We start from the raw sequence: 26,748 nt of genomic DNA on the forward strand, positions 1-26,748 counted from the left end.
ACGAGCGTCTTAAACGCTTGTCTAGAACGCTTGTATAAGTCACGCGTCTAGGACGGATGTATGGATCCGGCGCTAGGCTGGCCCGCATGGGACACCGCGAGGATCTGCTGGAAGGCGCCAAGAGCTGCCTGCTGGAGAAGGGCTTCGCGCGCACCACGGCGCGCGACATCGTCAAGGCGTCGGGGACCAACCTGGCCTCGATCGGCTACCACTACGGCTCGAAGGACGCCCTGCTCGCGGAGGCCTACGTCGCCCTCGTGGAAGGCATGTCCGGCGCCTTCGACGGCCCGAACGCCGAGCCCGCCGGCGCGCCCGGATCGCTGGAGCGCTTCCGGTGGGTGTGGTCGGGCATCGTCGGCACCATGCGGGAACCGGGCTCGTTGTGGCGGCTGAGCATGGAGGTCATGACCCTCGACATGCCGGAGCTGCGCGACCACCTGGCCGCCGCGCAGCGCGAGGGCGGCCGCGGCCTGGTCGCCCTGATGACGGACGCCCCCGAGGAGGAGGTGTCCGACGAGACGGCGGACACCCTCGGCCGGTTCTACCTGACCCTGATGACCGGGCTCATCGCCCAGTGGACCTTCGACCCGAAGACCGCCCCCGACGGGGAGGCGCTGACCGAGGGCCTGCGCCGGATCATCGAGGCCGCCGGCGGCTGACCGCTCAGGCCAGCCGCGCCCGCTTCAGCGCCATGTGCAGCAGCAGCCGGTCCTCGCCGTCGTCCAGGTCGAGGCCGGTGAGCTGCTCGACGCGGGACAGGCGGTAGTACAGGGTCTGCCGGTGGACGCCCAGCTCGGCCGCGGTGCGGCCGGCCTGCCCGGCGCAGTCGAGGTAGACCTCCGCGGTACGGGCCAGCTCCCGGTGGGCCGGGGCCAGCAGCGGGCCGACCGCGGGGTCGTGCGCGGTCTGCGGGGGCAGCGAGGTCAGCAGCCGGTACGGCCCGACGTGCCGCCACTCGGCGACCGGCCCGAACCGCGGCTCGGCCAGCGCGGCGCGCGCGGCGGCGGACGCCTCCTGCCACACCTCGCCGAGCTCGGCGAGCCCGATCCGGGGCTCGCCGACCCCCGCGGCCACCGCCTCCCGGGGCCGGCGGCCGCCGCGCGCCCCCGCCGGCTCCTTCAGCACCCGCGACGCCGCCGTCAGCGCCGGTGTCGTCACGTCCGCCGAGCGCAGCCGCACCAGCACCGCCAGGCTCTGCGCGGTGGCCCCCCACGGGACCGTGCACAACGCCGTGGCGTGCGGCACCGTGCGGACGGACGGCGCGTCGTCCGGGTCGGGCGACGGCCAGGGGGCGACGCAGACCAGGGTGTGCGGGCCGTCCGCGCGCACCCCCAGGGCGGTGCGCAGCTCGGCCACCGCCATGTCCTGCTGCCAGCCGCGCTCCGCGGTCAGCACCGCCCGCAGCTCCCGGCCGAGCCCCGCGCCCGCCCGCTGCTCGTCCGCTAGCAGCGCGCCGATCCGGCCCGTCACCTGCATGGCCGCACCCAGTTGCGCCTCCGTCGGGCCGGGGTCGTCGTCCAGCAGCCAGACGTAGCCGAGCACCACGCCCCGGTGGCGTACCGGCAGGCAGATGCGCCCGCGGTAGACGCCGGCCTCCGGGGTCGGCGGGATGCGCACCGGAGCGCTGGCACGGGTGATGCCGAAGCCCTCGAACCACTCCCGCACCGCCGCGGTGGAACGCCGGGTCAGGATCGAGCGGGTGCGCACCGGGTCCAGGGCCGACGGATCCAGGTCGCCCTCGCTGTCGTAGGCGCCGAACGCGATCAGCTCGAAGTCCCGGTTCTCCAGGGTCGCCGGGACGCCCAGCAGCTCCGAGATCTCGTCCACCAGCTCCTGGTAGTCAGCCTTGTAGTCCGACGTCACCCCCGCATTCTCCCGCATTCTCCCGCCCTCTTCATACATCTGTCTGAGATCGCGGCCGCGGATGCGTGACAGCTGTCGATGGCAGACGATCGGAGAAATCCCTAGGTTTCACGGTGGTTCTCCGTGCCGTACCCGAATCGTCGGGACCGGCCTGTCTTCGGTGCTTTGTAGTGGAGGTGCCCCGTGCTGGGTCCCGTGATTCTCGCCGCGTCGCGCAGCGACCGGATGCGACGCCTGATCTCGGCGGCCCCGGTGACAAAGCAGGTCGTGGACCGCTTCATCCCCGGCGAGACCGTGACCGACATCGTCCCGATCGTCAGGGACCTGACGTCCAGGGGCCTGGAGCTGACGATGGACGTCGTCGGCGAGGACATCACCACCCCCGAGCAGGCCTGCGCCGCCCGGGACGCCTACCTCGAGCTGATCGGCCGGCTCAAGGAGCTGGACCTGGGCGAGAAGGTCGAGATGTCCGTCAAGCTGTCCATGTTCGGCCAGGCGCTGGAGGGCGGGCACGAGCTGGCGCTGTCCAACGTCCGCCCGGTCGTCGAGGCCGCCGCCGCCATCGGCACCACCGTCACGCTCGACGCCGAGGACCACACCACCCTGGACTCGATGTTCGCCATCCACGAGGAGCTGCGGACGGACTTCCCGCAGACCGGCTGCGTCATCCAGGCCTACCTCTTCCGCACCGAGGCCGACGCCCGCCGTCTCGCCGAGTCCGGCAGCCGCGTGCGCCTGGTGAAGGGCGCCTACAAGGAGCCCGCCGAGGTCGCGTACCAGCAGAAGCACGAGATCGACAAGGCGTACGTCCGTATCCTGAAGACGCTGATGGAGGGCGAGGGCTACCCGATGATCGGGTCCCACGACCCGCGTCTGATCTCCATAGCCCAGGAGCTGGCCCACCGGGCCGGCCGCAAGCTGGACGAGTACGAGTTCCAGATGCTGTACGGCATCCGCGGCGACGAGCACCTGCGACTGGCCGCCGAGGGCCACCGCATGCGCGTCTACACCGCCTACGGCACCGACTGGTACGGCTACTTCATGCGCCGTCTCGCGGAGAAGCCGGCGAACCTGCGCTTCTTCCTGCGCAGCATGGTCAGCAAGGGCTGAGCCCGAACACCCGCTCACGCACAAGGAGTCAAGGAACCCATGGACGCTGTGACCCAGGTCCCCACCCCGGTCAACGAGCCGGTGCACGGCTACGCCCCCGGCTCGCCCGAGCGCTCCCGCCTGGAGGCCAAGCTCAAGGAGCTGGCCGAGAACCCGATCGAGCTGCCGATGACCATCGGCGGCGAGAAGCGCCTCGGCGGCGGTGAGCCCTTCCAGGTCGTCCAGCCGCACAACCACAAGGCCGTCCTCGGCACCGGGCGGCACGCCACCCAGCAGGACGCCCGGGACGCCGTCGACGCCGCCCTCGCCGCCGCCCCGGCCTGGCGTGCGATGTCCTTCGACGACCGCGCCGCGATCATCCTGCGCGCCGCCGAGCTGCTGTCCGGCCCCTGGCGCGAGACCATCGCCGCCTCCACCATGCTCGGCCAGTCCAAGACCGCCCAGCAGGCCGAGATCGACAGCCCCTGCGAGCTCGTCGACTTCTGGCGCTTCAACGTCCACTACGCCCGCCAGATCCTCGCCGAGCAGCCCCCGGCGAACTCCCCGGGCGTCTGGAACCGCATGGACCACCGCCCGCTGGAGGGCTTCGTCTACGCGATCACGCCCTTCAACTTCAGCGCCATCGCCGCGAACCTGCCCACCGCCCCCGCGCTCATGGGCAACGTCGTGGTGTGGAAGCCGTCCCCGACGCAGACCCACGCCGCCGTGCTGCTCATGCAGCTCCTGGAGGAGGCGGGCCTGCCCAAGGGCGTCATCAACCTCGTCACCGGCGACGGCATCGAGGTCTCCAAGGTCGCCCTAGAGCACCGGGACCTCGCGGGCATCCACTTCACCGGTTCGACCAAGACCTTCCAGTACCTGTGGAAGACGGTCGGCAACAACATCGAGAAGTACCGCTCCTACCCGCGTCTGGTCGGCGAGACCGGCGGCAAGGACTTCGTGGTCGCCCACCCGAGCGCCGACCGCGCGATCCTGAAGACCGCCCTGACCCGCGGCGCCTTCGAGTACCAGGGCCAGAAGTGCTCGGCCACCTCCCGCGCCTACATCCCGACGTCCATCTGGAACTCCGGTTTCAAGGAGGAGTTCGCGGCCGAGGTCGACGGCCTGACCATGGGTGACGTCACCGACCTGTCGAACTTCATCGGCGCCGTCATCGACGAGCGCTCCTTCGCCAAGAACAAGGCCGCCATCGACCGCGCCAAGGCGGACGAGACCTGCACCATCGTCGCGGGCGGCACCTACGACGACTCGGTCGGCTACTTCGTCCGCCCGACCGTCGTCGAGTGCACCGACCCGGAGAACGAGGTCTTCACGACCGAGTACTTCGGCCCGTTCCTCGCCGTGCACGTCTACGAGGACGAGCGGTACGACGAGATGCTGACCCAGATGGAGTCGGTCTCCGACTACGCCCTCACCGGGTCGGTCATCGCGGGCGACCGCGCCGCGGCGGCGTACACGATGGACAAGCTCCGCTACGCCGCGGGCAACTTCTACATCAACGACAAGTCGACCGGCGCCGTGGTCGGCCAGCAGCCCTTCGGCGGCGGCCGCGCCTCCGGCACCAACGACAAGGCGGGCGCCCCGCAGAACCTGATGCGCTGGACCCTGACCCGCGCCATCAAGGAGACCCTGGTCCCGCCGACCGACTACTCCTACCCGCACATGGGCTGACCTCCGCCCGCCCCGTGAACCCGGGCCGGGAAGCCTGACCCCCGAGCAGGCTTCCCGGCCCGATGCCATTTCCGGGCGACGAGCACGGCGGCCGCGTCGGATGCTGGTGCCATGACCCCTCGTCTGCGCACCGCCCACACCTCCGCTCTGGCGTCCGCCGAACTCCGCTCCGTCCGGGCCCTCTTGGACGACGCCTTCGACGGCGACTTCAGCGACGAGGACTGGGACCACGGCCTCGGCGGCATGCACGCCCTCGTCCACGACGGCGCCGGGCTCGCCGCGCACGGCTCGGTCGTGATGCGCCGGACGCTGCACCGCGGCCGCTGGCTGCGCACCGGATACGTGGAGGCCGTCGCCGTACGCGCCGACGTGCGCCGGACCGGGCTCGGCGGGCGCGTGATGGCGGCCCTGGAGCACATCGTCGACCGGGCCTACGACCTCGGCGCGCTCTGCGCGAGCGAGGACGGCGCCCCGCTGTACGCGGCCCGGGGCTGGCAGCGGTGGGACGGACGGGTGTGCGCCCTCTCGCCCGGCGGCGTCGTCCGGCTGCCGGAGGAGGAGGGAAGCGTCCTGCTGCGGCCGGCCGGCACCGGGCGGCCGCTCGACCCGGCTCATGACCTGGTCTTCGACTGGCGGGACGGGGATGTCGTCTGACCTCCCCGCGGTGCGTCCGTCCGCCGCGTCCGGGGCCATGGACAAAGCGCAGGTCATGGCCGTGTGACGGGATCCGCCGTCTCAGATAGTAGGAAGTCCGAGTAATTGTGCAGACAGGCGCGGCGGCCTCGCTTAGTTTTGTAGCAGCCGAACGTCTCGCTCGATCCAGCGAACGGCGGTCGTGAGCCGGGCCCGTGCAGGCAACCCCTGCGGCGCCGCTCGCCGCCATCGGGGGCCCCGCCCGCGCCCATTAGGCAGTGCGGGAGTCTCGCAACCCCCTTGCCGCACTCCGGTTTCCCGAAGGAGTCGATTCATCATGGCCGAGACGACCATCCGCCGCCGCGTCCGCCACGTGTCCCGCTCGACCGAGTCCGAGCGCAAGAACGCAGCCGCCGCCCTCCAGCGCGCCCTCGACCGCCGCGACAACGGCGGCGAGACCGGCCACTGAGCCGGCGCCGATCCGGGAGCCGCACCCGCCCGGGGTGCGGCGCGGCCCGCGCCGCGCCGTACCCCGGAGGCGGTCGGCGGCCCGCATGTCCGCATCGCGGACAGGGCATGTCATCCTCTGGGACGAGGAGTAGGGTGCCGACATGTCTCGCAGCATCAGTCTCGCAGTGATCCCCGGTGACGGCATCGGCCAGGAGGTCGTGGCCGAGGGTCTGAAGGTCCTCTCCGCCGTCCTGCCGCAGGATGTGAAGCTGGAGACCGAGGAGTACGACTTCGGCGCCCGGCGCTACCACGCCACCGGTGAGACCCTCACCGACGCCGACCTCGACGCCCTGAAGCGGCACGACGCCATCCTGCTCGGCGCCATCGGCGACCCGTCGGTGCCCTCCGGCGTCCTGGAGCGCGGCTTCCTGCTCAAGCTCCGCTTCGCCTTCGACCACCATGTGAACCTGCGTCCGTCGAAGCTGCTGCCCGGCGTCTCCACCCCGCTGGCCGGCCAGCCGGAGATCGACTTCGTGGTCGTCCGCGAGGGCACCGAGGGCCCCTACACGGGCAACGGCGGCACCATCCGCAAGGGCACCGAGCACGAGGTCGCCACCGAGGTCTCCGTCAACACGGCCTACGGTGTCGAGCGCGTGGTCCGCGACGCCTTCGCCCGCGCCCAGGCCCGCCCGCGCAAGAAGCTCACGCTGGTGCACAAGAACAACGTGCTGACCTTCGCCGGGCACCTGTGGACGAACGTCTTCAACAAGGTGGCCGAGGAGTACCCCGAGGTCACCACCGACTACATCCACGTGGACGCGGCGACCATCTACCTGGTCACCGACCCCGCCCGCTTCGACGTGATCGTCACCGACAACCTCTTCGGCGACATCATCACCGACCTCGCCGCGGCCGTCTCCGGCGGCATCGGCGTGGCCGCCTCCGGCAACATCAACCCCGGCCGCGAGTTCCCGTCCATGTTCGAGCCGGTCCACGGCTCGGCCCCGGACATCGCCGGCCAGGGCAAGGCCGACCCCAGCGCCACGGTGCTGTCCGTCGCGCTGCTGCTGCGCCACCTCGGCTACGACGCCGAGGCCGACCGCATCGACGCCGCGGTCGCCGCCGACCTCACCGAGCGGGCGGGCAAGCCGGCCCGCAGCACCTCCGAGATCGGCGACGCCCTCGCCGTACGCGTAGCCGGCTGACCCGCCGCGCCACGCACGAAGCCGTCGGGTCGCACACGCACCCGGCGGCTTCTTTTGTGCCTCGCCGGGTGCCACCATCAACCCCTGGGCCGCTTTCACCCCGATTCCGTCCGTCGTGGCCCGCGCGCGATAATCGAACGCGGAGCCGCGACATGAGGGAAAGCTCGGACGTCCTAGCACCGGCCGCCGGCCGGTGACGGGCATGAGCGCGGCCCGGTCACTACTCACCGGTGAAGGACAACCACTCATGACGACGCCCACGATCGAGCTCAAGCCCTCCGCCCACCCGCTCGCCGCCGCCGAGCGCGAGGCGATCCTGTCCAGCCCCGGCTTCGGCCGCCACTTCACCGACCACATGGTGACGATCAAGTGGACCGAGGGCCGCGGCTGGCACGACGGCCAGCTCGTTCCGTACGCGCCGATCCCGCTCGACCCGGCCACCAACGTCCTGCACTACGCCCAGGAGATCTTCGAGGGCCTGAAGGCGTACCGCCAGCCCGACGGCTCGGTCGCCACCTTCCGCCCGGACCAGAACGCCAAGCGCTTCCAGCGCTCCGCGCGCCGGCTCGCCATGCCCGAGCTGCCGGTCGAGACCTTCGTCGAGGCCTGTGACCTCCTGGTCCAGCAGGACAAGGACTGGGTGCCCGCGCACGGCGGCGAGGAGTCCCTCTACCTGCGCCCGTTCATGATCGCCACCGAGGTCGGGCTGGGCGTCAAGCCCGCCAACGAGTACCTGTTCATCGTCATCGCCTCCCCGGCCGGCGCGTACTTCCCGGGTGGGGTGCGGCCGGTGTCGATCTGGGTCTCCGAGGACCGTGTCCGCGCCGTCCCCGGCGGCATGGGCGACGCCAAGACCGGCGGCAACTACGCCGCTTCCCTGCTCGCCCAGGCCGAGGCCGCCGCCAAGGGCTGCGACCAGGTCTGCTACCTCGACGCCGTGGACCACAAGTGGGTCGAGGAACTGGGCGGCATGAACCTCTACTTCGTGTACGGCGACAGGATCGTCACGCCCAGCCTGTCCGGCTCCATCCTGGAGGGCGTCACCCGTGACTCCCTGCTGGCCGTCGCCCGCGACCTCGGCTACAAGTCCGAGGAGGGCCGGGTCTCGGTCGAGCAGTGGCAGCGCGACTCCGAGAACGGCACCCTCACCGAGGTCTTCGCCTGCGGCACCGCGGCCGTGATCACCCCGGTCGGCACGGTCAAGCGGGCCGGCGCCGAGTGGCGGCAGAGCGGCGGCGAGCCCGGCGAGGTCACCCTCCGTCTGCGCCAGGCGCTGCTCGACATCCAGCGCGGCAAGGCCGAGGACCGGCACGGCTGGATGCACAAGCTGGGCTGACACCAGGACGGCACATCCAGGGGCCGCCCCGGACTCCGCGTCCGGGGCGGCCCCTGTGCGTCCGGGCACCGCCTTGCCGCCGCCTCGCCGGCGTCGCTTCGAGCGGTGCTCAATGTGACGTCGACCCGCGTAGGCATGCCGATCCTTCTCTTGTCGTAAGCCTCCGTTTAGAGTGGTGCTCTAAACGCTCCGCACGACGGACAGATGACGGGCGAGGACGACAAGGAGGTGCCGGGTCGTGAGACTCACCCCCACCGAGCGGGACCGGCTGCTGCTCTTCGGGGCCGCCGAACTGGCCCGGGCCCGCCGGGCGCGCGGTCTGCGGCTGAACGTGCCGGAGGCCACCGCATTGATCGCGGACACGGTCTGCGAGGCGGCCCGCGACGGCCGGCGGCTCGCTGAGGCCGTGGAGGCGGCCCGCTCGGTGCTCGGACCCGACGACGTCCTGCCGGGCGTCGCCGACGTCGTCACCGAGGTGATGGTCGAGGCCGTCTTCGACGACGGCTCCCGGCTGGCGGTGGTCTCCGACCCCATCGGCGGCGGTCTGGGGGAGCGGGCGCCGGGTGCGCTGCTGCCGGGGCCCGAGCACGCCGATCCCGAGCCGGCCGTCCGGCTCCGGGTCACCAACACCGCCGCCGTGCCGGTCTCCGTCACCTCCCACTTCCACTTCTTCGAGGCCAACCCGCGGCTCGACTTCGACCGCGAGAGGTCCTACGGCATGCGGCTCGCCGTGCCCGCCGGCTCCTCGGTGCGGTTCGGGCCCGGTCAGAGCGAGGAGGTCGGCCTGGTGCCGATCGGCGGCGAGCGCGTCGCGATCGGGTTCGCCGGCCTGGTCGACGGGCCGCTGGACGCGCCCGGCGCGAAGCGGGAGGCGCTGCGCAGGGCCGCGGCCTGCGGATACCTGGGCGTCACGGAGCAGGACTCGAGGGACGGAGGCGAGGAGCGATGAGCCGCTCGAAGGGACGCGAGGTGAGCCGGTCGATCCACGTCGACCCGCACGCCTACGCGGCCACCCACGGACCGCGCGCCGGTGACCGGGTCCGCCTGGGCGACTCCGGGCTGACCGTCCGGATCGAGTCGGACGCCCAGCGGTACGGCGACGAGTTCCTCGCCGGGTTCGGCAAGACCGCGCGCGACGGGCTGCACCTGAAGGCCGCCGCCGTCCGCGACACCTGCGACGTCGTGATCAGCAACGTCGTCGTGATCGACGCGGTGCAGGGCATCCGCAAGGTGTCCATCGGCATCCGCGAGGGGCGCATCCACGCCATCGGGCGGGCCGGCAACCCCGACACCCTGGACGGCGTCGACGTCGTCGTCGGCACCGGCACGTCCATCGTGTCCGGGGAGGGCCTGATCGCCACCGCCGGCGCCGTCGACACCCATGTGCACCTGCTGTCCCCGCGGATCATGGAGGCGTCCCTCGCCTCCGGCGTGACCACGATCATCGGCCAGGAGTTCGGCCCGGTGTGGGGCGTGGGCGTCAACTCGCCCTGGGCGCTGCGGCACGCGTTCGGCGCCTTCGACGCATGGCCGGTCAACATCGGCTTCCTCGGCCGGGGTTCGTCGTCCCACGAGGCGCCGCTCGTCGAGGCGCTGGCCGAGGGCGGGGCCAGCGGCTTCAAGGTGCACGAGGACATGGGCGCCCACACGCGCGCGCTCGACACGGCCCTGCGGGTGGCCGAGGAGCACGACGTCCAGGTCGCGCTGCACAGCGACGGGCTGAACGAGTGCCTCTCGGTCGAGGACACCCTGCGGGTGCTGGAGGGCCGGACGATCCACGCCTTCCACATCGAGGGCTGCGGCGGCGGCCACGTGCCCAACGTGCTCAAGATGGCCGGCGTCCCGAACGTCATCGGCTCCTCGACCAACCCCACCCTGCCCTTCGGCCGGGACGCGGTCGCCGAGCACTACGGCATGATCGTCTCCGTCCACGACCTGAAGACCGACCTGCCCGGCGACGCCGCCATGGCCCGCGACCGCATCCGGGCCGGCACCATGGGCGCCGAGGACGTCCTGCACGACCTGGGCGCGATCGGCATCACCTCGTCCGACGCGCAGGGCATGGGCCGGGCCGGTGAGACGGTCCGCCGGACCTTCGCCATGGCCGGCAAGATGAAGGCGGAGCTGGGCCCGCTGGAGGGCGACGGCGAGGGCGACGACAACGCCCGCGTCCTGCGCTACATCGCCAAGCTGACGATCAACCCCGCCATCGCGCACGGGCTCTCGCACGAGGTGGGCTCGATCGAGGCCGGCAAGCTCGCCGACATCGTGCTGTGGCGCCCGGAGTACTTCGGCGCCAAGCCGCAGCTCGTCCTCAAGGCGGGCTTCCCCGCCTACGGGGTGACCGGCGACCCCAACGCGGCCACCGACACCTGCGAACCCCTGGTGCTGGGACCGCAGTTCGGCTCGTACGGCGCCACCGCCGCCGACCTCTCGGTCGCCTTCGTCGCCCGCGCCGCCGCCGAGCAGGGGGGCGACACGATGCCCACCCGGCGCCGCCGGGTCGCCGTGCGCGGCACCCGCGGCATCGGCCCGGCCGATCTGCGCCTCAACTCCCGCACCGGGGCGGTCGACGTCGACGGGAACACCGGCCTGGTCACCCTCGACGGCGACCCGCTGCGCTCCGAACCCGCCGAGTCCGTGTCCCTCAACCGGCTCTACTTCCTCTGATCCAAGGACCTGTTCATGACCTACCGCATGCCCCCGGAGTGGGCCCCGCACGAGCGCACCTGGATGGCCTGGCCGGGTCCCAACCCGACCTTCGCCGACGACGAGGAGCTGGCCGCGGCCCGCGCCGCCTGGGCGGCCGTGGCCCGCGCGGTGCGCCGCTTCGAGCCGGTGACGATGGTGCACGGCCCCGGCCAGGGCGAGTCGGCGCGCGCGCTGCTCGGCCCGGACGCCGAGCTGGTGGAGCGCGAGCTGGACGACGCGTGGATGCGCGACATCGGCCCGACCTTCGTGCTCGACGCGGAGGGCCGGCCGGCCGCCGTGGACTGGGTGTTCAACGGCTGGGGCGGCCAGGACTGGGCCCGCTGGGAGCACGACTCCAAGATCGCCCGGCAGGTCGCGGACCTGGCCGGGGTGCCGGTGCTGAGCAGCGCGCTCGTCAACGAGGGCGGCGCGATCCACGTCGACGGCGAGGGCACGGTGCTGCTCACCGAGACCGTCCAGCTCGGCGCCGGCCGCAATCCCGGCTGGAGCCGTGAGCGGGTCGAGGCGGAGATCCACGCCCGGCTCGGCACCACCAAGGCGATCTGGCTGCCGCACGGGCTGACCGGCGACTACGGCAGGTACGGCACCCAGGGGCACGTCGACATCGTCGCCGCCTTCGCCCGGCCCGGCACCGTCCTCGTGCACAGCCAGCGGGACCCCGCCCACCCCGACCACGCCCGCTCCAGGACCTACCTGGAGATCCTGCGCGGCGAGACCGACGCCCAGGGGCGCCCCCTCGAGGTCGTCGAGGTGCCCGCCCCCACCGTCCTGAAGGACGAGGAGGGCGACTGGGTCGACTACTCCTACATCAACCACTACCTCTGCAACGGCGGCGTCGTGCTGTGCGCCTTCGACGACCCGAACGACGAGGTCGCGGCCGGCGTCTTCCGCCGCCTCTTCCCCGACCGGGAGGTGACGCAGGTGGACGCACGTACGATCTTCGCCGGCGGTGGGGGCATCCACTGCATCACCCAGCAGCAGCCGAAGAGCTAGGAGCAGCCGATGGCCGGTGCGCGCAGGAACGCGCCGCCGCGCGAGGACGTCCTCGCCGCCGCCATGGACATGATCGCCGAGCGCGGTCTGGAGAAGCTCACCATGGCGGCGCTCGGCCGTGAGGTCGGGATGAGCAGCGGCCACCTGCTCTACTACTTCCGCTCCAAGGACGAGCTGCTGCTGCGCACCCTGGAGTGGAGCGAGGGCCGGCTCGGGGCCGAGCGCGGCCGGCTGCTCGCCCGCCCGGGCCCGGCCCGCGAACGGCTGGCGGCGTACGTCGAGCTGTACGTCCCCGACGGCCACCGGGACCCGCACTGGACCCTGTGGCTCGAGGTGTGGAACCGCTCGCAGAACGCCGCCGACGACGCCCGCGAGCGGCAGGCCGCGATCGAGGGCGCCTGGCATCGCGATCTGGTCGCGCTGATCGCCGAGGGCGTCTCGCGCGGCGAGTTCCGGCCGGTCGACGCGGACCGCTTCGCCACCCGGCTGCGCGCCCTGCTCGACGGCTTCTCCATCCATGTCGCCATCGGCCTGCGCGGCACCGGCCGCGAGCAGGTGATGTCCCATGTGCGGGAGTTCCTCGCCGACGCGCTGCACGCGCCGGACACCACCTGACAGCGCCTGGCACCGCGCGGCCGGGCGCCGCGCGGCGCGCCCGCGGTTCGGACGCCGTCCACCACGGCGACCGCATGCTGAGACGGCCGGCCGGGAGGGGCCCGGACTGTGCGAAACTTCCTCCGTGCCCTCGTTCGCCATGATTATCGGCAGCAGGCGCGCCGGTCCGCAGTGACCACCTCTCACGACCAGGTGCGGGTGGCCATCGTCGCCTCAGACCCGCGCGCAGACCTCTCGCACCCGCGAGGGGTCTTTTCGTTTTCCGGCTCACCCACGGCCGGAAGGCGCGGCGCGAGGAGTATCGCAGGGGCGGTGGAGCCGGACATTCCGGTAAGACCGAAGATTCACAATCAGGAGCCTTGAACTCATGACCGAGACGGTAACCAGCGAGCTCGACGACTCGTTCCACGTCTTCGACACCACGCTGCGCGACGGCGCGCAGCGCGAGGGCATCAATCTCACGGTCGCGGACAAGCTCGCCATCGCCCGGCACCTGGACGACTTCGGCGTGGGCTTCATCGAGGGCGGCTGGCCCGGCGCCAACCCGCGGGACACCGAGTTCTTCGCGCGGGCGCAGGCGGAGATCGACTTCCGGCACGCCCAGCTCGTCGCCTTCGGCGCCACCCGCCGCGCCGGCTCCAAGGCGGCGGACGACCCCCAGGTCAAGGCGCTGCTGGACTCCGGCGCCCCGGTGATCACGCTGGTCGCCAAGTCGCACGACCGGCACGTCGAGCTGGCACTGCGCACCACGCTGGACGAGAACCTGGAGATGGTCCGGGACACCGTGTCCTACCTGTGCGAACAGGGCCGCCGGGTCTTCGTGGACTGCGAGCACTTCTTCGACGGCTACCGCGCGAACCCGGAGTACGCGAAGGCGGTCGTGCGCACGGCCGCGCGGGCCGGCGCCGACGTCGTCATCCTCTGCGACACCAACGGCGGCATGCTGCCCGCCCAGGTCAACGCGGTCGTCTCCACCGTCCTCGCCGACACCGGCGCCCGGCTCGGCATCCACGCCCAGGACGACACCGGCTGCGCGGTCGCCAACACCCTCGCCGCCGTCGACGCCGGCGCCACCCACGTGCAGTGCACGGCCAACGGCTACGGCGAGCGCGTCGGCAACGCCAACCTGTTCCCGGTGGTCGCGGCCCTGGAGCTGAAGTACGGCAAGAAGGTGCTGCCGGAGGGCCGGCTGCGCGAGACGACCCGGATCTCGCACGCGATCGCCGAGGTCGTCAACCTCACGCCGTCCACGCACCAGCCGTACGTCGGCGTCTCCGCCTTCGCGCACAAGGCCGGGCTGCACGCCTCCGCGATCAAGGTCGACCCCGACCTGTACCAGCACATCGACCCCGAGCTGGTCGGCAACACCATGCGCATGCTGGTCTCCGACATGGCCGGCCGGGCATCCGTCGAGCTGAAGGGCAAGGAGCTCGGCGTCGACCTCGGCGGCGACCGCGAGCTGGTCGGCCGGGTGGTCGAGCGGGTGAAGGAGCGCGAGCTGCGGGGCTACACCTACGAGGCCGCCGACGCCTCCTTCGAGCTGCTGCTCAGGGCCGAGGTCGAGGGCAGGCCGCTGAGGTACTTCCAGGTCGAGTCCTGGCGGGCCATCGTGGAGGACCGCCCCGACGGCACCCACGCCAACGAGGCCACGGTCAAGCTGTGGGCCAAGAGCGAGCGGATCGTCGCCACCGCGGAGGGCAACGGCCCGGTCAACGCCCTCGACCGCGCCCTGCGGGTGGCGCTGGAGAAGATCTACCCGCAGCTCGCCAAGCTGGAGCTGGTGGACTACAAGGTCCGCATCCTGGAGGGCGTGCACGGCACCTCCTCCACCACCCGCGTCCTGATCTCCACCTCCGACGGCGGCGGCGAGTGGTCCACGGTCGGCGTGGCGGAGAACGTCATCGCCGCGTCCTGGCAGGCCCTGGAGGACGCCTACACCTTCGGGCTGCTCCGGGCGGGCGTGGAGCCGGCCGAGTAGGTTCGCTCTGGTCTCGGGGAGGCCCCGGCGCGGCCGGGTTCCGGACCTGGGACGGTGCTCGCCGGGGTCGAGGGCGCCCGCCCGGGCGTGGGCGCCCGCGGCGGGGAGCGCGGCGCCGGTTCCGGGACGGCGGGGGCCACCCGCCGGGCAGCGGGCAGCCGGTGCGCTCGGTCAGGGCGCCCGCCAGATGTTGTCGAAGGCCGCGTTCTCGATCTCCCGGCGCTGCCGCACGGCGGTCAGCTCGGTCACCGCGTCGCCGACCGCGGCGAGCACGGCCACGACCGGCTCGTCGGTGAAGTCCTCCCCGGCCCGCTCCCCGCCCTGGATGCCCAGGGACGCCGCGAGCGTAGACAGGACCGGCTCGCGGGACTCCCAGCGGTCGGTGGCCTGCCGCCGGGCCGCGGTGTCGGCGGCCGCCGCGCCGCGCGGCCGGCGCGGGAACCAGGGCCGGGGTTCACCGGTGAGCTGCCCCTCGGTGTCCAGGACGTCGAAGTAGGCCGAGGCCAGCCCCTCGCCCCGGCGCCACAGCCAGTCGTCGACCTTCTCGTACGGCTCCTGCCGGACCAGCGCCGAGCCGGCCTCGTCCAGCATCCGGTCGCCCAGGGTCATCGGCGGACCGGGCACGACGCGGTCGCCCTGCAGGGTCGCCGCGCGGGCGCCGAGCAGATCGACCAGCTCGGCCCCCGCGAGCGCCAGCGACAGGTCGCCCTGTTCCACGGGGCGGTCACCGGGGACGTCGGTGCCGACGATGAACAGATCCCGTGCTGTGGTCATGTGTCGCACTCCTGGTACCGGACGGCTTTCCCTACGACCACCATGAAGCGTGAAAAGCGTCCGCGCGACAAGGCGGCGCGACTCAGCAGGATCGGGCGTACGGGAGTCGCCGGTGACGTAGTGCGCGAAACCCGGCACGTACCGGTGACGGGGGAGCAGCCGCTGCTCCCCCCGGAGTGCCGGGCCCGGCACCGATCGACCGCCGCACCGCCGCCGGGCGGCAGACACCCGGCGGCCGCCGCCAGCACGGCAGCCCCGCGCGTGTCCCGCCCGCTCACCGGCGGGACACGGCCCGCCCTACTGCAGTTTCCACTTCTGGTTCGCCGCGCCCGTGCAGGACCAGATCTGGGCCCGGGCCCCGTTCGCCGACGAGTTGTCGGTGACGTCCAGGCACTTGCCGGCCGCCGTGTTCACCACATCACCCGTGGCCGCGTTGTACGACCACCGCTGGGCACCGGTCCCGTTGCAGTCGTACAACTGCACCTTCGCCCCGTCGGCCGTCGAGGCGGACGTCACGTCGAGGCACTTGCCGAGCGCCTGCACGGAGCCGTCGGCCGCGACCGTCCACTTCTGCGCCGCGCTGCCGTTGCAGTCGTAGAGCTGGACCGCCGTGCCGTTCGCGCTCGAACCGCCCGCCACGTCGAGGCACTTGCCGGCCAGCCCGACGAAGGACCCGCTCTGCGCGGAGCCGCCGGACTGGGTGCCGGCCCAGGTGAAGGTGGCCGAGGTCCGGCCGGGCAGCGAGTAGGTGGCGTGCTGCCCGCCCCAGTCGACGGTGACCGTCTTCGCCGACGCCGAGTCGTTGTAGGCGATCAGCGCCTTGCTCCCGTCCGGGTTGCGCCACGCCACGTTCGGCACGGCGCTCGACGCGGTCGAGGCGATGCGCTGGGCGCCCGGCCGGACGAACTTGGTCAGGTGGCCCATCGTGTAGTACTCGACGGTGTAGTCGACCGTGCCGCTCGCCCCGTCGCCGTTGTGCACGGTGACCAGCCCGGTGCAGGTGCCGCAACCGCCGTTGTGCGGGCCCATGTTCTGGTCCACCGCCAGGGACCACTTGGTCACCGACTTGGCCCAGTTGCGGGTGTAGTCGATGATGTTGTTCATGTCCTCGCGCTGCTGGTTGGCGATCCAGGTGCCGCCGGAGTGCTCGGTGCCGAACGCGTCCAGGTCCGGGTACTGGTTGTGGACGGCGGTCTGCCTGGACACGTCGCCCCCGTAGCCGTGCCAGGCGATGCCGCCGAAGTTGGGGTGGTTGCGGATCGCCGCGTCGTCGACGCTCTGCGCCGCGTAGGAGTCGTAGACGTCCCAGTTCCAGTCGTGCGCCAGGACCTTGGTGGTCAGGCCCGCCGACTGCAGCTTGGGCAGCAGCTCGCTCTTGAGGAAGTACTGGATGCCGGAGGCGTTCCAGCTCATCGACGGGTAGCCCGAGCAGCACGTCGGCTCGTTCTGCGGGGTCACGTACGAGACGTCGACGCCCTGGTTCCGGTACGCCTGCAGGTACTTCACGAAGTACGAGGCGTAGGCCCCGTAGTCCTCGGCCTTCAGCCAGCCGCCGTTGAGCGAGCCGCTGTCCTTCATCCACGCCGGGGCGGTCCAGGGCGAGGCCATGACGGTCAGGGCGGGGTTGAGCTGCAGGGCCTGCTTGGTCAGCGGGACGACGTCGGCGAGATCGTGCGCGATGGAGAAGCTGTTCAGGTTCGGGTCCGTCTGCCCGGCCGGCACGTCGTCGTAGGTGTACCCGTACCGCGCCAGGTCCGAGGCGCCCATCGGGTTGCGCAGGAACGACAGCCCGATGCCGTCCGTCGGCGAGAACAGCTTCCGCATGGCCGCGTCCCGCGTGGCCGGGGAGAGCGCGCCGCTGCTGTTCATCAGCCAGGCCGCGGTGTCGGTGAAGGACGCGCCGCCGCCGGTGAAGGTCTGGTAGCGGGTGTTCTCGTCGACCGTGATGTTCTCGCCGGCGCCGCCGGCCCCGGACTGGAAGGCGAACGGTGTCTGGGCCTGCAGCCCGCGCACGACGTGCCGCCCGCCGGAGTCGTCGGTGGTGGTGAGCCAGGCCGTGACCTGCTCGCCGGCCGCGTGCGCCGAGGGCATGCCGAGGGCCGTGAGCCCGGCGGTGGTGAGCAGGCCGGCGAGCAGCAGCCGGGCCGTGCGCAGGGGTCGTCTCATGGAGCGCCGCCCTTCGGGAGGTGGGGGTGGGGAGGCGTGCGAGCCGTGAGTAAATGACGGCTTCGGGGAGGCGTCAAGGGGTCGCGCATTCAGCTCCCGAACGCACAACCGCCTTGATCCGGCCGCTCGTTGCCCCCGCACCACTTCTGACGTGAAGTATTGACGGCGCCGTGTGGGCCGCGTTAACTCACGACGTGATCTAAGTCATGAGTGAATCAAGAGCCGAGGGAAGGTACATGCGAAGAACCGCCCTGCTCGTCTCCGCCGCACTCCTCACCGGGCTGCTCCCCTGGGCGACCGCGCGAGCCGCCGACGACCCCGCCCCCGTGTCCGTGGACCGCTTCGAGGGGGAGGTCCCCTTCGCCGCCCAGCCCGCCGAGGGCATCTTCACCTGGGGCGGCGACACGGACGACCCGCCCGCCCTGGAACTGGCCGCCCGCCCCGACGCCCCCGAGGGCGCCAAGGTGCTCACCGGCACCTACGACATCAGCGGCTACGGCGGCTTCACCCACGACTTCGCCGCCGGCGAGCCGGGCCACGACTGGTCCGTCCACCGGGGCATCCGGTTCTGGTGGGAGGGCCAGGACAACGGCCGCAAGGTCGCCTTCGAGATCAAGGACGGCGGCGCCCACGGCGAGGCCTCCGAACTGTGGACCACCTCCTTCACGGACGACTTCACCGGCTGGAAACAGGTCGAGATCCCGTTCACCGACTTCACCTATCGCACGGACTACCAGCCCGTCGGCGGCATCGACCACGTGCTCGGCCTCGACCGGATGTGGGGGTACGCGGTCACGCTGCCCACCGGCGTCAAGGGCCGGTTCGCCATGGACGGCGTGGAACTGTACGGCAGGGCCGACCAGTCGCTGCGCGCCTCGGTCACCACCGGCGCGGCCGTGTACCCCGTCGAGGAGGGCGGCACGGCGAAGGTCGGGGTCACCGTGACCACCACCGGGGCCCGGCCCCTGGAGGAGCCGGTGACCGTCGCCTACACGACGGCGGGCGGCACCGCCGCCCCCGGCAGGGACTACACCCCGGTCTCCGGCACCCTCACCTTCCCGGCCGGCACCGCCTCCGGCGCCTCGCGGACCGTCCGGGTGCCCACCCTGCGCGACAAGGCCGCGGAGCCCGCGGAGACCGTCCCGCTGAAACTCACGGTGACCGGCGCCAAGGCGCCCGAGACGCCGCAGGTCGTCATCGACGCCCACGGACTGCCCTACCTGAACCCGAAGCTGCCCGTGCGGAAGCGGGTGGCGGACCTGCTCGGCCGCATGTCCCTGGCGGAGAAGGCCGGCCAGATGACCCAGGCCGAACGCGGCGCCCTGACCGACCAGGGGGACGTCGCCGGTTACGCGCTCGGCTCGGTCCTGTCCGGCGGCGGCTCGACGCCCACGCCCAACACCCCCGACGCGTGGGCGAAGATGATCGACGCCTTCCAGCTGCGGGCACAGGCGACCCGGTTCCAGATCCCGCTGATCTACGGCGTCGACGCGGTGCACGGGCACAACAACCTGGTCGGCGCCACGATCATGCCGCACAACGTCGGCCTCGGCGCCACCCGTGACCCCCGGCTGGCCGAGAGGACCGGGGCGGTGACGGCGGCCGAGGTCCGGGCCACCGGCATCCCCTGGGACTTCGCGCCCTGCCTGTGCGTCAGCCGCGACGAACGCTGGGGACGCTCCTACGAGTCCTTCGGCGAGGACCCGGCGCTGGTCGAGTCCATGGAGACGGTCGTCCAGGGCCTGCAGGGCCGGGCCGACGGCAGTGACCTGAGCCGCGGCGACAAGGTCCTCGCCACCGCCAAGCACTTCGTCGGCGACGGCGGCACCGGGTACGGCACCTCGACCACCGGCACCTACACGATCGACCAGGGCGTCACCAAGGTCACCCGCCAGGAGCTCGAGGCCGTGCACCTGGCGCCGTTCAGGACCGCTGTCGACCGGGGCGTCGGCACGGTCATGCCGTCGTACTCCTCGCTCGACGTCATCGGCGACGGGCGGGGCCCGGTGAAGATGCACGCCCGGGGCGACATGATCAACGGTGTGCTCAAGGGCCGCATGGGCTTCGACGGGTTCGTCATCAGCGACTGGAACGCCATCGACCAGCTCCCCGGCGACTACGCCTCCCACGTCCGGACCTCGGTCAACGCGGGTCTGGACATGATGATGGTGCCGTACTCCTACAAGGACTTCACCGGCACGCTCGTCGACGAGGCGCGGGCCGGACGGATCAGTGAGCGGCGGATCGACGACGCCGTCTCCCGCATCCTCACCCAGAAGTTCCGGCTCGGCCTCTTCGAGCACCCCTACGCCGACACCCGCGGCGCCGCCGCCATCGGCTCCCCGGCGCACCGGGCGGTGGCCCGTCAGGCGGCGGCCGAGTCGCAGGTGCTGCTGAAGAACAGCGGCGGGCTGCTGCCGCTGAGGAAGGGCGAGAAGGTCTACGTCGCCGGTTCCGACGCCGACGACATCGGCAACCAGACCGGCGGCTGGACCGTCACCTGGCAGGGCGGCTCCGGGAACACCGTCCCCGGCACGACGATCCTTGACGGCATGCGCGCGGCGGGCGGGGACGTCACGTACTCCAAGGACGCCTCGGCGCCCACCGACGGCTACGACGCCGGTGTGGTCGTCGTCGGCGAGACGCCGTACGCGGAAGGGGTCGGCGACGTCGGCAACGGCCACCGGCTCACGCTCTCGGCCGCCGACCAGGCCGCCGTGGACAAGGTGTGCGCGGCCATGAAGTGCGCGGTGCTGATCGTCTCCGGGCGCCCGCAGCTCGTCGGCGACCGGCTCGGCCGGATCGACGCGCTCGTCGCCTCGTGGCTGCCGGGCACCGAGGGCGCCGGCGTCGCCGACGTCCTGTACGGCAGGCGGCCCTTCACCGGGCAGCTCCCGGTCACCTGGCCCCGCTCGGAGTCCCAGTTGCCGATCAACGTCGGCGACCCGTCGTACGACCCGCAGTTCCCCTACGGCTGGGGCCTGACCACGCTCACCCACGTCCCGCGGGGCGGCGCGGCCACCCTGCGGGCGCTCGGCGCGGCGGCAGCGGCGGCCGAACGGACGGGCGCCGACCGGGCCGGTCGGGAACTGGTCACCCGGGCACGGCTGATCGTCCAGCAGGAGGTGGGCGAGCGGATGACGGCGGCGGTGGCCGGGCCCTTCGCAGACGCCGACCACCTGCTGCTGACCGGCCACTACGCGAAGGCGGTGCAGAAGCTCACGGAGGCCTACCGGGCCGCGTGAGCGCTCCCGGCGAGCCGCGCGCATGACTGGTCGCGCATGACTGGTGAGGGAGGCTTCGGGTACTTTCGGAGGGTGAAGGCCGTCCTCCGGACCCGAAGCCTCCCGGCGCTGCTGCTGGCCGTACTGGCGCTGGTGATCGCGACCACCCTGGCTCCGGGCGCGACGGCGGCCACCGGCGTGTCCACCATCGCCCAGGCCCTGCGCAAGGGCCCGGTCTACGTCGACCCGGCGGCCTCCGGGCAGTTGTCCGGGACCGACGCCGACAAACTCGCCAAGCGCGTCGAGGGCGCCGGCAAGCCCCTCTTCATCACGGTGCTGCCCGCCGGGTACCCCACCGCGAACCTCTTCTCCGACCTGCGCACGGCCACCGGCATCACCGGCCTGTACGCCGTCCGGCTCGGCGACCGCTTCGACGCCCGCGCGGACTCCTCCGTCCTCTCCCGCACCGCCGTGCGCAACCTCGTCGCCAGCGTCCAGGGCGAGGACGCCGACACCCAGCTCACCGACTTCACCGACCGCGCCCTGGCCAACATGGGCGGCCACGCCCCCGCGAGCTGGAGCGGTCGCAGCGGCGGCGGGGGCGCGTCGAGCACGGCGCTGATCACGGCGGCCGTCGTCCTGGTGGCCGGCGGCGCGGGCGCCTACACCCTGGTCCGCCGCAACCGCCGCCGTCGCGCCGAGGAACAGCGGGCCGCGCTGGACCGGCTGCGGGTGGTCGTCGACGAGGACATCACCGCCTTCGGCGAGGAACTGGACCGGCTGGACTTCCACCCGGCGGAGCCGGGCGCCGACGACGCCATGCGCGCCGACTACGAGCAGGCCCTGGACGCCTACGACAAGGCCAAGCGGTACATGGCCGGGGCGCGCGGTCCCGACGACGTGCGCCCGGTCACCGAGGCCCTGGCGGACGGGCGTTTCTCCCTGGCCCGGCTGGCCGCCCGCCGGGAGGGCCGTCCCCTGCCGGAGCGCAGGCCGCCCTGCTTCTTCGACCCCCGGCACGGCCCCTCCGTCGCCGACGCGGCCTGGACCCCGCCCGGCGGCAGCCCCCGGGAGGTCCCGGTCTGCGCCGCCGACGCCACCCGCCTGGCCGACGGCCGCGACCCGGCGGTCCGTGAGGTCGACACCGAGTACGGCCGCCGCCCCTACTGGGACGCCGGTCCCGCCTACGGGCCCTGGGCCGGCGGCTACTTCGGCGGCGGCATCCTCCCCGGCCTGCTGGTCGGCACGCTGCTCGGCGGCATGATGTCCACGCCGTCCTACGCCTACGGCGACGGCGCCGGCCAGGGCGACTTCGGCGCCGCCGGCTACCAGGGCGGCGACACCTCCGGCGCCGACTTCGACCCGGGCGACTTCGGCGGCGGTTTCGGCGACGGGGGCGGCGACTTCGGGGGCGGCGGCGACTTCGGAGGCGGTGGCGGCGACTTCGGCGGCGGCTTCTGAACCGGTCCCGCGCATGACGGCGCCCGCCCTCCCGTTTGGGGGAGTGGAGGGCGGGCGCGGCTCGGGAGGGACCGGCGGGGGCGGGACCGGGCGCCGTCGGCTCAGGCGCTCTTGATGGCCGAGATGTCGAAGACCAGCTTGATCTTGTCGGAGACGAGGACGCCGCCGGTCTCCAGGGCCGCGTTCCACGTCAGGCCCCACTCGGAGCGCAGGATCTCGGCCTTGCCCTCGAAGCCGACGCGCTCGTTGCCGAAGGGGTCCTTCGCGGCGCCGTTGAACTCCAGGTCGATGGTGATCGGCTTGGTGACGCCGAGGATGGAGAGGTCGCCGGTGATGCGGTAGTCGTCGCCGCCGAGCGCTTCGGCCTTGGTGGAGCGGAAGGTCATCTCCGGGAACTCGTCGGTCTTGAAGAAGTCCGAGGACTTCAGGTGACCGTCGCGGTCGGTGTTGCCGGTGTCGATGCTGTCCATCTTGATGTCCAGGGAGGCGGTGGACTTCGCGGGCTCGGCGCCGTCCAGGTGCAGCGCGCCGCTGAACTCCTGGAAGCTTCCCTTGACGTTGGTGACCATGGCGTGGCGGGCCACGAAGCCGATCGTGGTGTGCGCCGGGTCGACCGTGTAGTCACCGGTCAGCGCGGCCAGATCGGGGCCGGCGGCGGCCGGGGCGGTGGTCTCGGGGGTGCTTTCCTTGCGGCCGAAGATGCCCATGACGTTCTCCTTGGGGACGGCCGCGGCTCCGTGGGGAAGCCGCGACGGGGTTTCTGTTTAACGTTCAACTAGCCCAACGACTCCGACGGTAGACCTATTCCGTTGAGTTTTCAACATCATCCGCCACGTGTTCTCGGAACAACTCTGGGTAACCGGCCGACGCCCTCTGGCGAACGCGCGTAGAACTCGGGCACCATCTCCGTGCACAGCCGCACCACCTGCACAGCCGCTCCACAGGAATTCCGGCCCACCGCAGGAAGGTCTCTCCCCATGAAGGCCACCAAGGCCCTGAAGGCCCGCTCCGTCCTGACCGCGCTCGCCCTCGTCGTCGCCCCCGGCGTCGCCGTGGTCGGCACCGCCACCGACGCCTTCGCCGTCACCAAGATCAGCCACGCGACCGCCACCGGCATGTTCCGCACCTCCGGCATCACCTGGTCGTCCTCCGGCAACTGCTCCGACCGGAACAACTCCACCTGTACGTCCTTCGAGCAGCTCAACCTCGCCACCGCCCAGGGCGCCCAGACCCTGAAGAAGGCCAGCGGCTGCGCCCTCAACATCACGGGCGGCACCGAGACCGGCCACGCCTCGGGCACCTACTCCCACTGGAACGGCTACAAGCTCGACTACGGCAAGAACACCTGCGTCACCTCGTACATCAAGAACAACTTCGGCTACATCGGCCTGCGCGGCGACGGCGCCCCGCAGTACCAGTCCGGCTCCGGCAACATCTACGCCGACGAGGGCAGCCACTGGGACGTCCTGTACTACAACTGCGGCGGCTGCTGAGCCAGGAGGGCGGTGACCGGCCGCATGAGCACCGGACCGAGCCGACGCGCACTGCTGCTGGCCGCCGCCCTCACCGCCGCCGCGGCCCCCGCGGCCCGCGCGGCGGTCGGCGCCGACCCCTTCGACACCCTCCGCCTGCGCTGGCTCGACATCGCGCTCGGCACCGGATACGACCCGGCCGCCGAGCCCTACGCCGCACGCCTGGCCCGGCTCGGCGGGATGGCACGCGACTTCCACGCCGGCATGGCCCCCGCGGCCGGCTCCCTGTGGCCCGGCCACCCCTTCGATCCGCCCGCCGGCGCGGGCGCGAGCGTGCTCGTCCGCCGCCGGGGCCGGAGCGCTACGCTGTGGATCAGCGAGCCGCCCCGCACGGGCACGCCGCTGGAGATCGTCTGGGACCGCCCGGTGCGTTCGGTCGTCCACGCCGACGACACCGTGGACGTCCACTTGGCGGGCCGCCGTACGAGGCTCCGCGTCACTCCGGGGATGGCATGTGCCGTCCACCGATGTGAGGTGATTCTCGGGTGACGGCTTTGTGGCCCCCCTACAACCCGAGCGGCCTCTGACCAGTCGGAACGGCTGCATGTCGCTCTGGTTCTGTTCACTGCTACCAGGAAAACGGTCCGGAGACTGTACGGAGTCGACGGCTCGCTTTCCTTGGTGTCCTTCGTAAGGTCACTACATGACCGTTTTGGAAGAGACGACGGGTGAGCCGACCGCGGAGCCGGCGGACGCGCGCGGGCGGGTCGCCGAGCTGCACGAGATCCGTGCGCGGGCCGTGGCCGGTCCCAGCGAGAAGGCGACCGCTGCCCAGCACGCCAAGGGCAAGCTGACGGCGCGGGAGCGCATCGAGCTGCTCGTGGACCCGGGATCCTTCCAGGAGGTGGAGCAGCTGCGCCGGCACCGGGCGAGCGGGTTCGGCCTGGAGGCCAAGAAGCCCTACACCGACGGTGTCATCACGGGCTGGGGCACGGTGGAGGGCCGTACGGTCTTCGTCTACGCCCACGACTTCCGGATCTTCGGCGGCGCGCTGGGCGAGGCCCACGCCACGAAGATCCACAAGATCATGGACATGGCCATCGCGGCCGGCGCGCCCCTGGTCTCCCTCAACGACGGCGCCGGCGCCCGCATCCAGGAGGGCGTCTCCGCCCTCGCCGGCTACGGCGGCATCTTCCAGCGCAACACGAAGGCCAGCGGTGTCATCCCGCAGATCTCCGTGATGCTCGGCCCGTGCGCGGGCGGCGCCGCCTACAGCCCGGCGCTCACCGACTTCGTCTTCATGGTCCGCGAGACCTCGCAGATGTTCATCACCGGCCCGGACGTCGTCAAGGCGGTCACCGGCGAGGAGATCACCCAGAACGGGCTCGGCGGCGCCGACGTGCACGCCGAGACCTCCGGCGTCTGCCACTTCGCCTACGACGACGAGGAGACGTGCATCGCCGAGGTGCGCTACCTCCTGTCGCTCCTGCCGCAGAACAACCGCGAGAACCCGCCCCGGACCGAGTCCGCGGACCCGGTGGAGCGCCGCTCCGACGTCCTGCTCGACCTGGTCCCGGCCGACGGCAACCGCCCGTACGACATGACCAAGGTCATCGAGGAGCTCGTCGACGACGGCGAGTACCTGGAGGTCCACGAGCGCTGGGCGCGCAACATCATCTGCGCGCTGGCCCGGATGGACGGCCAGGTCGTGGGCATCATCGCCAACCAGCCCCAGGTGCTGGCGGGCGTGCTGGACATCGAGGCGTCCGAGAAGGCCGCCCGCTTCGTGCAGATGTGCGACGCCTTCAACATCCCGATCATCACTCTTTTGGACGTACCCGGCTTCCTCCCCGGCGTCGACCAGGAGCACGGTGGAATCATCCGGCACGGCGCGAAGCTGCTGTACGCCTACTGCAACGCCACCGTGCCGAGGATCTCGCTGATCCTGCGCAAGGCCTACGGAGGTGCCTACATCGTGATGGACTCCCAGTCGATCGGCGCCGACCTCACCTACGCCTGGCCCACCAACGAGATCGCCGTGATGGGCGCCGAGGGCGCGGCCAACGTCATCTTCCGCCGCCAGATCGCCGAGGCCGGGGACCCCGAGGCCATGCGGCAGAAGATGGTCAAGGAGTACAAGGCCGAGCTGATGCACCCGTACTACGCGGCCGAGCGCGGCCTGGTCGACGACGTGATCGACCCCGCCGAGACCCGCGAGGTGCTGGTGAAGTCGCTGGCGATGCTGCAGTCCAAGCACGCCGACCTGCCCTCCCGCAAGCACGGCAACCCGCCGCAGTAACCGAGCGGACCCGTCGCGGCAACCCCGCGGACCTCTTCCTGACGGAGACTGACACCCATGAACACTGACATCCGCGTCGAGAAGGGCCATGCCGAGCCCGAGGAAGTCGCCGCCATCACGGCCGTCCTCCTCGCCCGTGCGGCGGCCCAGCCGGCCGCCCCCGCGCACCGCGGCCGTGCCAAGGCCGGCTGGCGCCGCCTGGACCGCGAGCCCGGCTTCCGCGCCCCGCACAGCTGGCACGGCTGACCCGCGCCCGGCCCACGGCCGCCCGCCCAGGACACTGAGAAGGGCCCCTCCGCTCGGAGGGGCCCTTCTCGCTGCGCGCGCCGGATCGATCTCGCCGCGCGCGCCGGGCAGAACGCGGAAACCCCGCGCCCCCAGCCGGGGGCGCGGGGTTTCCGCGTGCGGTCGGTCGCCTAGCGGAGCCGCGCCATCAGGGCGTGCTCCACCAGGGTGATCAGCGTCGACTTCGCGTCCGCGCGGTGGCGGGCGTCGGTCGTGATGATCGGGGTGTCCGGGCCGATCTGCAGGGCCTCGCGGACCTCGTCCGGGCCGTACGGCTGGTTGCCGTCGAATCCGTTGAGGGCGATGACGAAGGGCAGGCCGCTGTTCTCGAAGTAGTCGACGGCCGGGAAGCAGTCGGCGAGGCGGCGGGTGTCCACGAGGACCACCGCGCCGATCGCGCCGCGCACCAGGTCGTCCCACATGAACCAGAAGCGGTCCTGACCGGGCGTACCGAAGAGGTACAGGATCAGGTCCTGGTCCAGGGTGATGCGGCCGAAGTCC

Annotated in this window: 22 protein-coding genes and 1 pseudogene; 18 read left to right on the forward strand and 5 right to left on the reverse strand. The window is 72.1% G+C overall.

All coding sequences use genetic code 11. The annotated features are described in order from the left end of the window. Positions 1–86 precede the first annotated feature (86 nt). On the forward strand, positions 87–659 hold the full coding sequence (locus tag TNCT1_RS24585; protein WP_143635863.1) for a TetR/AcrR family transcriptional regulator: 573 nt from the start codon (positions 87–89) through the stop codon (positions 657–659). Between the two features lie 4 nt (positions 660–663). Here the strand turns inward: TNCT1_RS24585 and TNCT1_RS24590 are convergent, their stop codons facing one another. Next, positions 664–1,881: a PucR family transcriptional regulator gene (locus TNCT1_RS24590; protein WP_373920502.1), complete on the reverse strand. Its 1,218-nt coding sequence runs from the start codon at positions 1,879–1,881 to the stop codon at positions 664–666. 165 nt (positions 1,882–2,046) lie between these two features. On the opposite strand from TNCT1_RS24590, the gene TNCT1_RS24595 reads away from it, so the two are divergent. From TNCT1_RS24595 to cimA, 11 genes are all read left to right on the forward strand, one after another. Then, positions 2,047–2,973 (forward strand): proline dehydrogenase family protein, encoded by a 927-nt coding sequence (locus TNCT1_RS24595; RefSeq protein ID WP_143635867.1) that lies wholly within the window; start codon positions 2,047–2,049, stop codon positions 2,971–2,973. A gap of 39 nt (positions 2,974–3,012) precedes the next feature. After that, positions 3,013–4,644, forward strand: a complete 1,632-nt coding sequence (gene pruA / locus TNCT1_RS24600) for an L-glutamate gamma-semialdehyde dehydrogenase (RefSeq protein ID WP_143635869.1) — start codon at positions 3,013–3,015, stop codon at positions 4,642–4,644. Positions 4,645–4,755: 111 nt separating this feature from the next. Continuing rightward, entirely contained in the window at positions 4,756–5,298 is a 543-nt protein-coding gene (locus TNCT1_RS24605; RefSeq protein WP_143635871.1) for a GNAT family N-acetyltransferase, read from the forward strand. Positions 5,299–5,614: 316 nt separating this feature from the next. Beyond that, positions 5,615–5,746 (forward strand): hypothetical protein, encoded by a 132-nt coding sequence (locus tag TNCT1_RS36710; protein WP_143635873.1) that lies wholly within the window; start codon positions 5,615–5,617, stop codon positions 5,744–5,746. Positions 5,747–5,888: 142 nt separating this feature from the next. Then, entirely contained in the window at positions 5,889–6,932 is a 1,044-nt protein-coding gene (locus TNCT1_RS24615; protein WP_143635876.1) for a 3-isopropylmalate dehydrogenase, read from the forward strand. Between the two features lie 247 nt (positions 6,933–7,179). Next, positions 7,180–8,268, forward strand: coding sequence for a branched-chain amino acid aminotransferase (locus TNCT1_RS24620; RefSeq protein ID WP_143635878.1), 1,089 nt, complete (start codon positions 7,180–7,182; stop codon positions 8,266–8,268). Positions 8,269–8,506: 238 nt separating this feature from the next. Beyond that, complete coding sequence (ureA, locus tag TNCT1_RS24625) at positions 8,507–9,217, forward strand: urease subunit gamma (protein WP_143635880.1); 711 nt, start codon at positions 8,507–8,509, stop codon at positions 9,215–9,217. Beyond that, positions 9,214–10,938, forward strand: a complete 1,725-nt coding sequence (locus TNCT1_RS24630; protein WP_143635882.1) for an urease subunit alpha — start codon at positions 9,214–9,216, stop codon at positions 10,936–10,938. The genes ureA and TNCT1_RS24630 overlap by 4 nt, the downstream gene beginning before the upstream one ends. A gap of 15 nt (positions 10,939–10,953) precedes the next feature. Next, a complete protein-coding gene (locus tag TNCT1_RS24635) occupies positions 10,954–11,973 on the forward strand; it encodes an agmatine/peptidylarginine deiminase (RefSeq protein ID WP_143635884.1) in 1,020 nt (339 codons plus the stop codon). A gap of 9 nt (positions 11,974–11,982) precedes the next feature. Beyond that, positions 11,983–12,588 (forward strand): TetR/AcrR family transcriptional regulator, encoded by a 606-nt coding sequence (locus TNCT1_RS24640; RefSeq protein ID WP_143635886.1) that lies wholly within the window; start codon positions 11,983–11,985, stop codon positions 12,586–12,588. A gap of 367 nt (positions 12,589–12,955) precedes the next feature. After that, entirely contained in the window at positions 12,956–14,566 is a 1,611-nt protein-coding gene (cimA, locus tag TNCT1_RS24645) for a citramalate synthase (RefSeq protein ID WP_143635888.1), read from the forward strand. A 171-nt stretch (positions 14,567–14,737) separates the two neighbouring features. On the opposite strand, the gene TNCT1_RS24650 is transcribed toward cimA, so the two are convergent. Next, positions 14,738–15,340: a GPP34 family phosphoprotein gene (locus TNCT1_RS24650; RefSeq protein WP_143635890.1), complete on the reverse strand. Its 603-nt coding sequence runs from the start codon at positions 15,338–15,340 to the stop codon at positions 14,738–14,740. Positions 15,341–15,637: 297 nt separating this feature from the next. Next, complete coding sequence (locus TNCT1_RS24655) at positions 15,638–17,506, reverse strand: ricin-type beta-trefoil lectin domain protein (protein ID WP_143635892.1); 1,869 nt, start codon at positions 17,504–17,506, stop codon at positions 15,638–15,640. A 236-nt stretch (positions 17,507–17,742) separates the two neighbouring features. Here TNCT1_RS24655 and TNCT1_RS24660 point away from each other — a divergent pair, with 236 nt between their 5' ends. Next, on the forward strand, positions 17,743–20,751 hold the full coding sequence (locus tag TNCT1_RS24660; protein ID WP_143635894.1) for a glycoside hydrolase family 3 N-terminal domain-containing protein: 3,009 nt from the start codon (positions 17,743–17,745) through the stop codon (positions 20,749–20,751). 72 nt (positions 20,752–20,823) lie between these two features. Further along, entirely contained in the window at positions 20,824–22,191 is a 1,368-nt protein-coding gene (locus TNCT1_RS24665) for a hypothetical protein (protein ID WP_143635896.1), read from the forward strand. Positions 22,192–22,292: 101 nt separating this feature from the next. On the opposite strand, the gene TNCT1_RS24670 is transcribed toward TNCT1_RS24665, so the two are convergent. Then, positions 22,293–22,898 (reverse strand): YceI family protein, encoded by a 606-nt coding sequence (locus TNCT1_RS24670; RefSeq protein WP_143635898.1) that lies wholly within the window; start codon positions 22,896–22,898, stop codon positions 22,293–22,295. Positions 22,899–23,168: 270 nt separating this feature from the next. On the opposite strand from TNCT1_RS24670, the gene TNCT1_RS24675 reads away from it, so the two are divergent. The 4 genes and pseudogenes from TNCT1_RS24675 to TNCT1_RS24690 all read left to right on the forward strand — a co-directional run bounded on the left by TNCT1_RS24675 (position 23,169) and on the right by TNCT1_RS24690 (position 26,208). Continuing rightward, entirely contained in the window at positions 23,169–23,684 is a 516-nt protein-coding gene (locus TNCT1_RS24675) for a hypothetical protein (protein ID WP_143635900.1), read from the forward strand. A 24-nt stretch (positions 23,685–23,708) separates the two neighbouring features. Beyond that, positions 23,709–23,984: pseudogene (locus TNCT1_RS35895) on the forward strand (lyase); the annotation flags it as partial. A 382-nt stretch (positions 23,985–24,366) separates the two neighbouring features. Next, positions 24,367–25,962, forward strand: a complete 1,596-nt coding sequence (locus TNCT1_RS24685; RefSeq protein ID WP_143635904.1) for an acyl-CoA carboxylase subunit beta — start codon at positions 24,367–24,369, stop codon at positions 25,960–25,962. Between the two features lie 57 nt (positions 25,963–26,019). Then, positions 26,020–26,208, forward strand: a complete 189-nt coding sequence (locus TNCT1_RS24690) for an acyl-CoA carboxylase subunit epsilon (protein WP_143635906.1) — start codon at positions 26,020–26,022, stop codon at positions 26,206–26,208. Between the two features lie 170 nt (positions 26,209–26,378). Here the strand turns inward: TNCT1_RS24690 and TNCT1_RS24695 are convergent. Next, the coding region (locus TNCT1_RS24695) for an ATP/GTP-binding protein (RefSeq protein WP_143636152.1) at positions 26,379–26,748 on the reverse strand (370 nt) is incomplete at its 5' end.

The organism is Streptomyces sp. 1-11, from assembly GCF_007176755.1.
Lineage (GTDB): Bacteria > Actinomycetota > Actinomycetes > Streptomycetales > Streptomycetaceae > Streptomyces.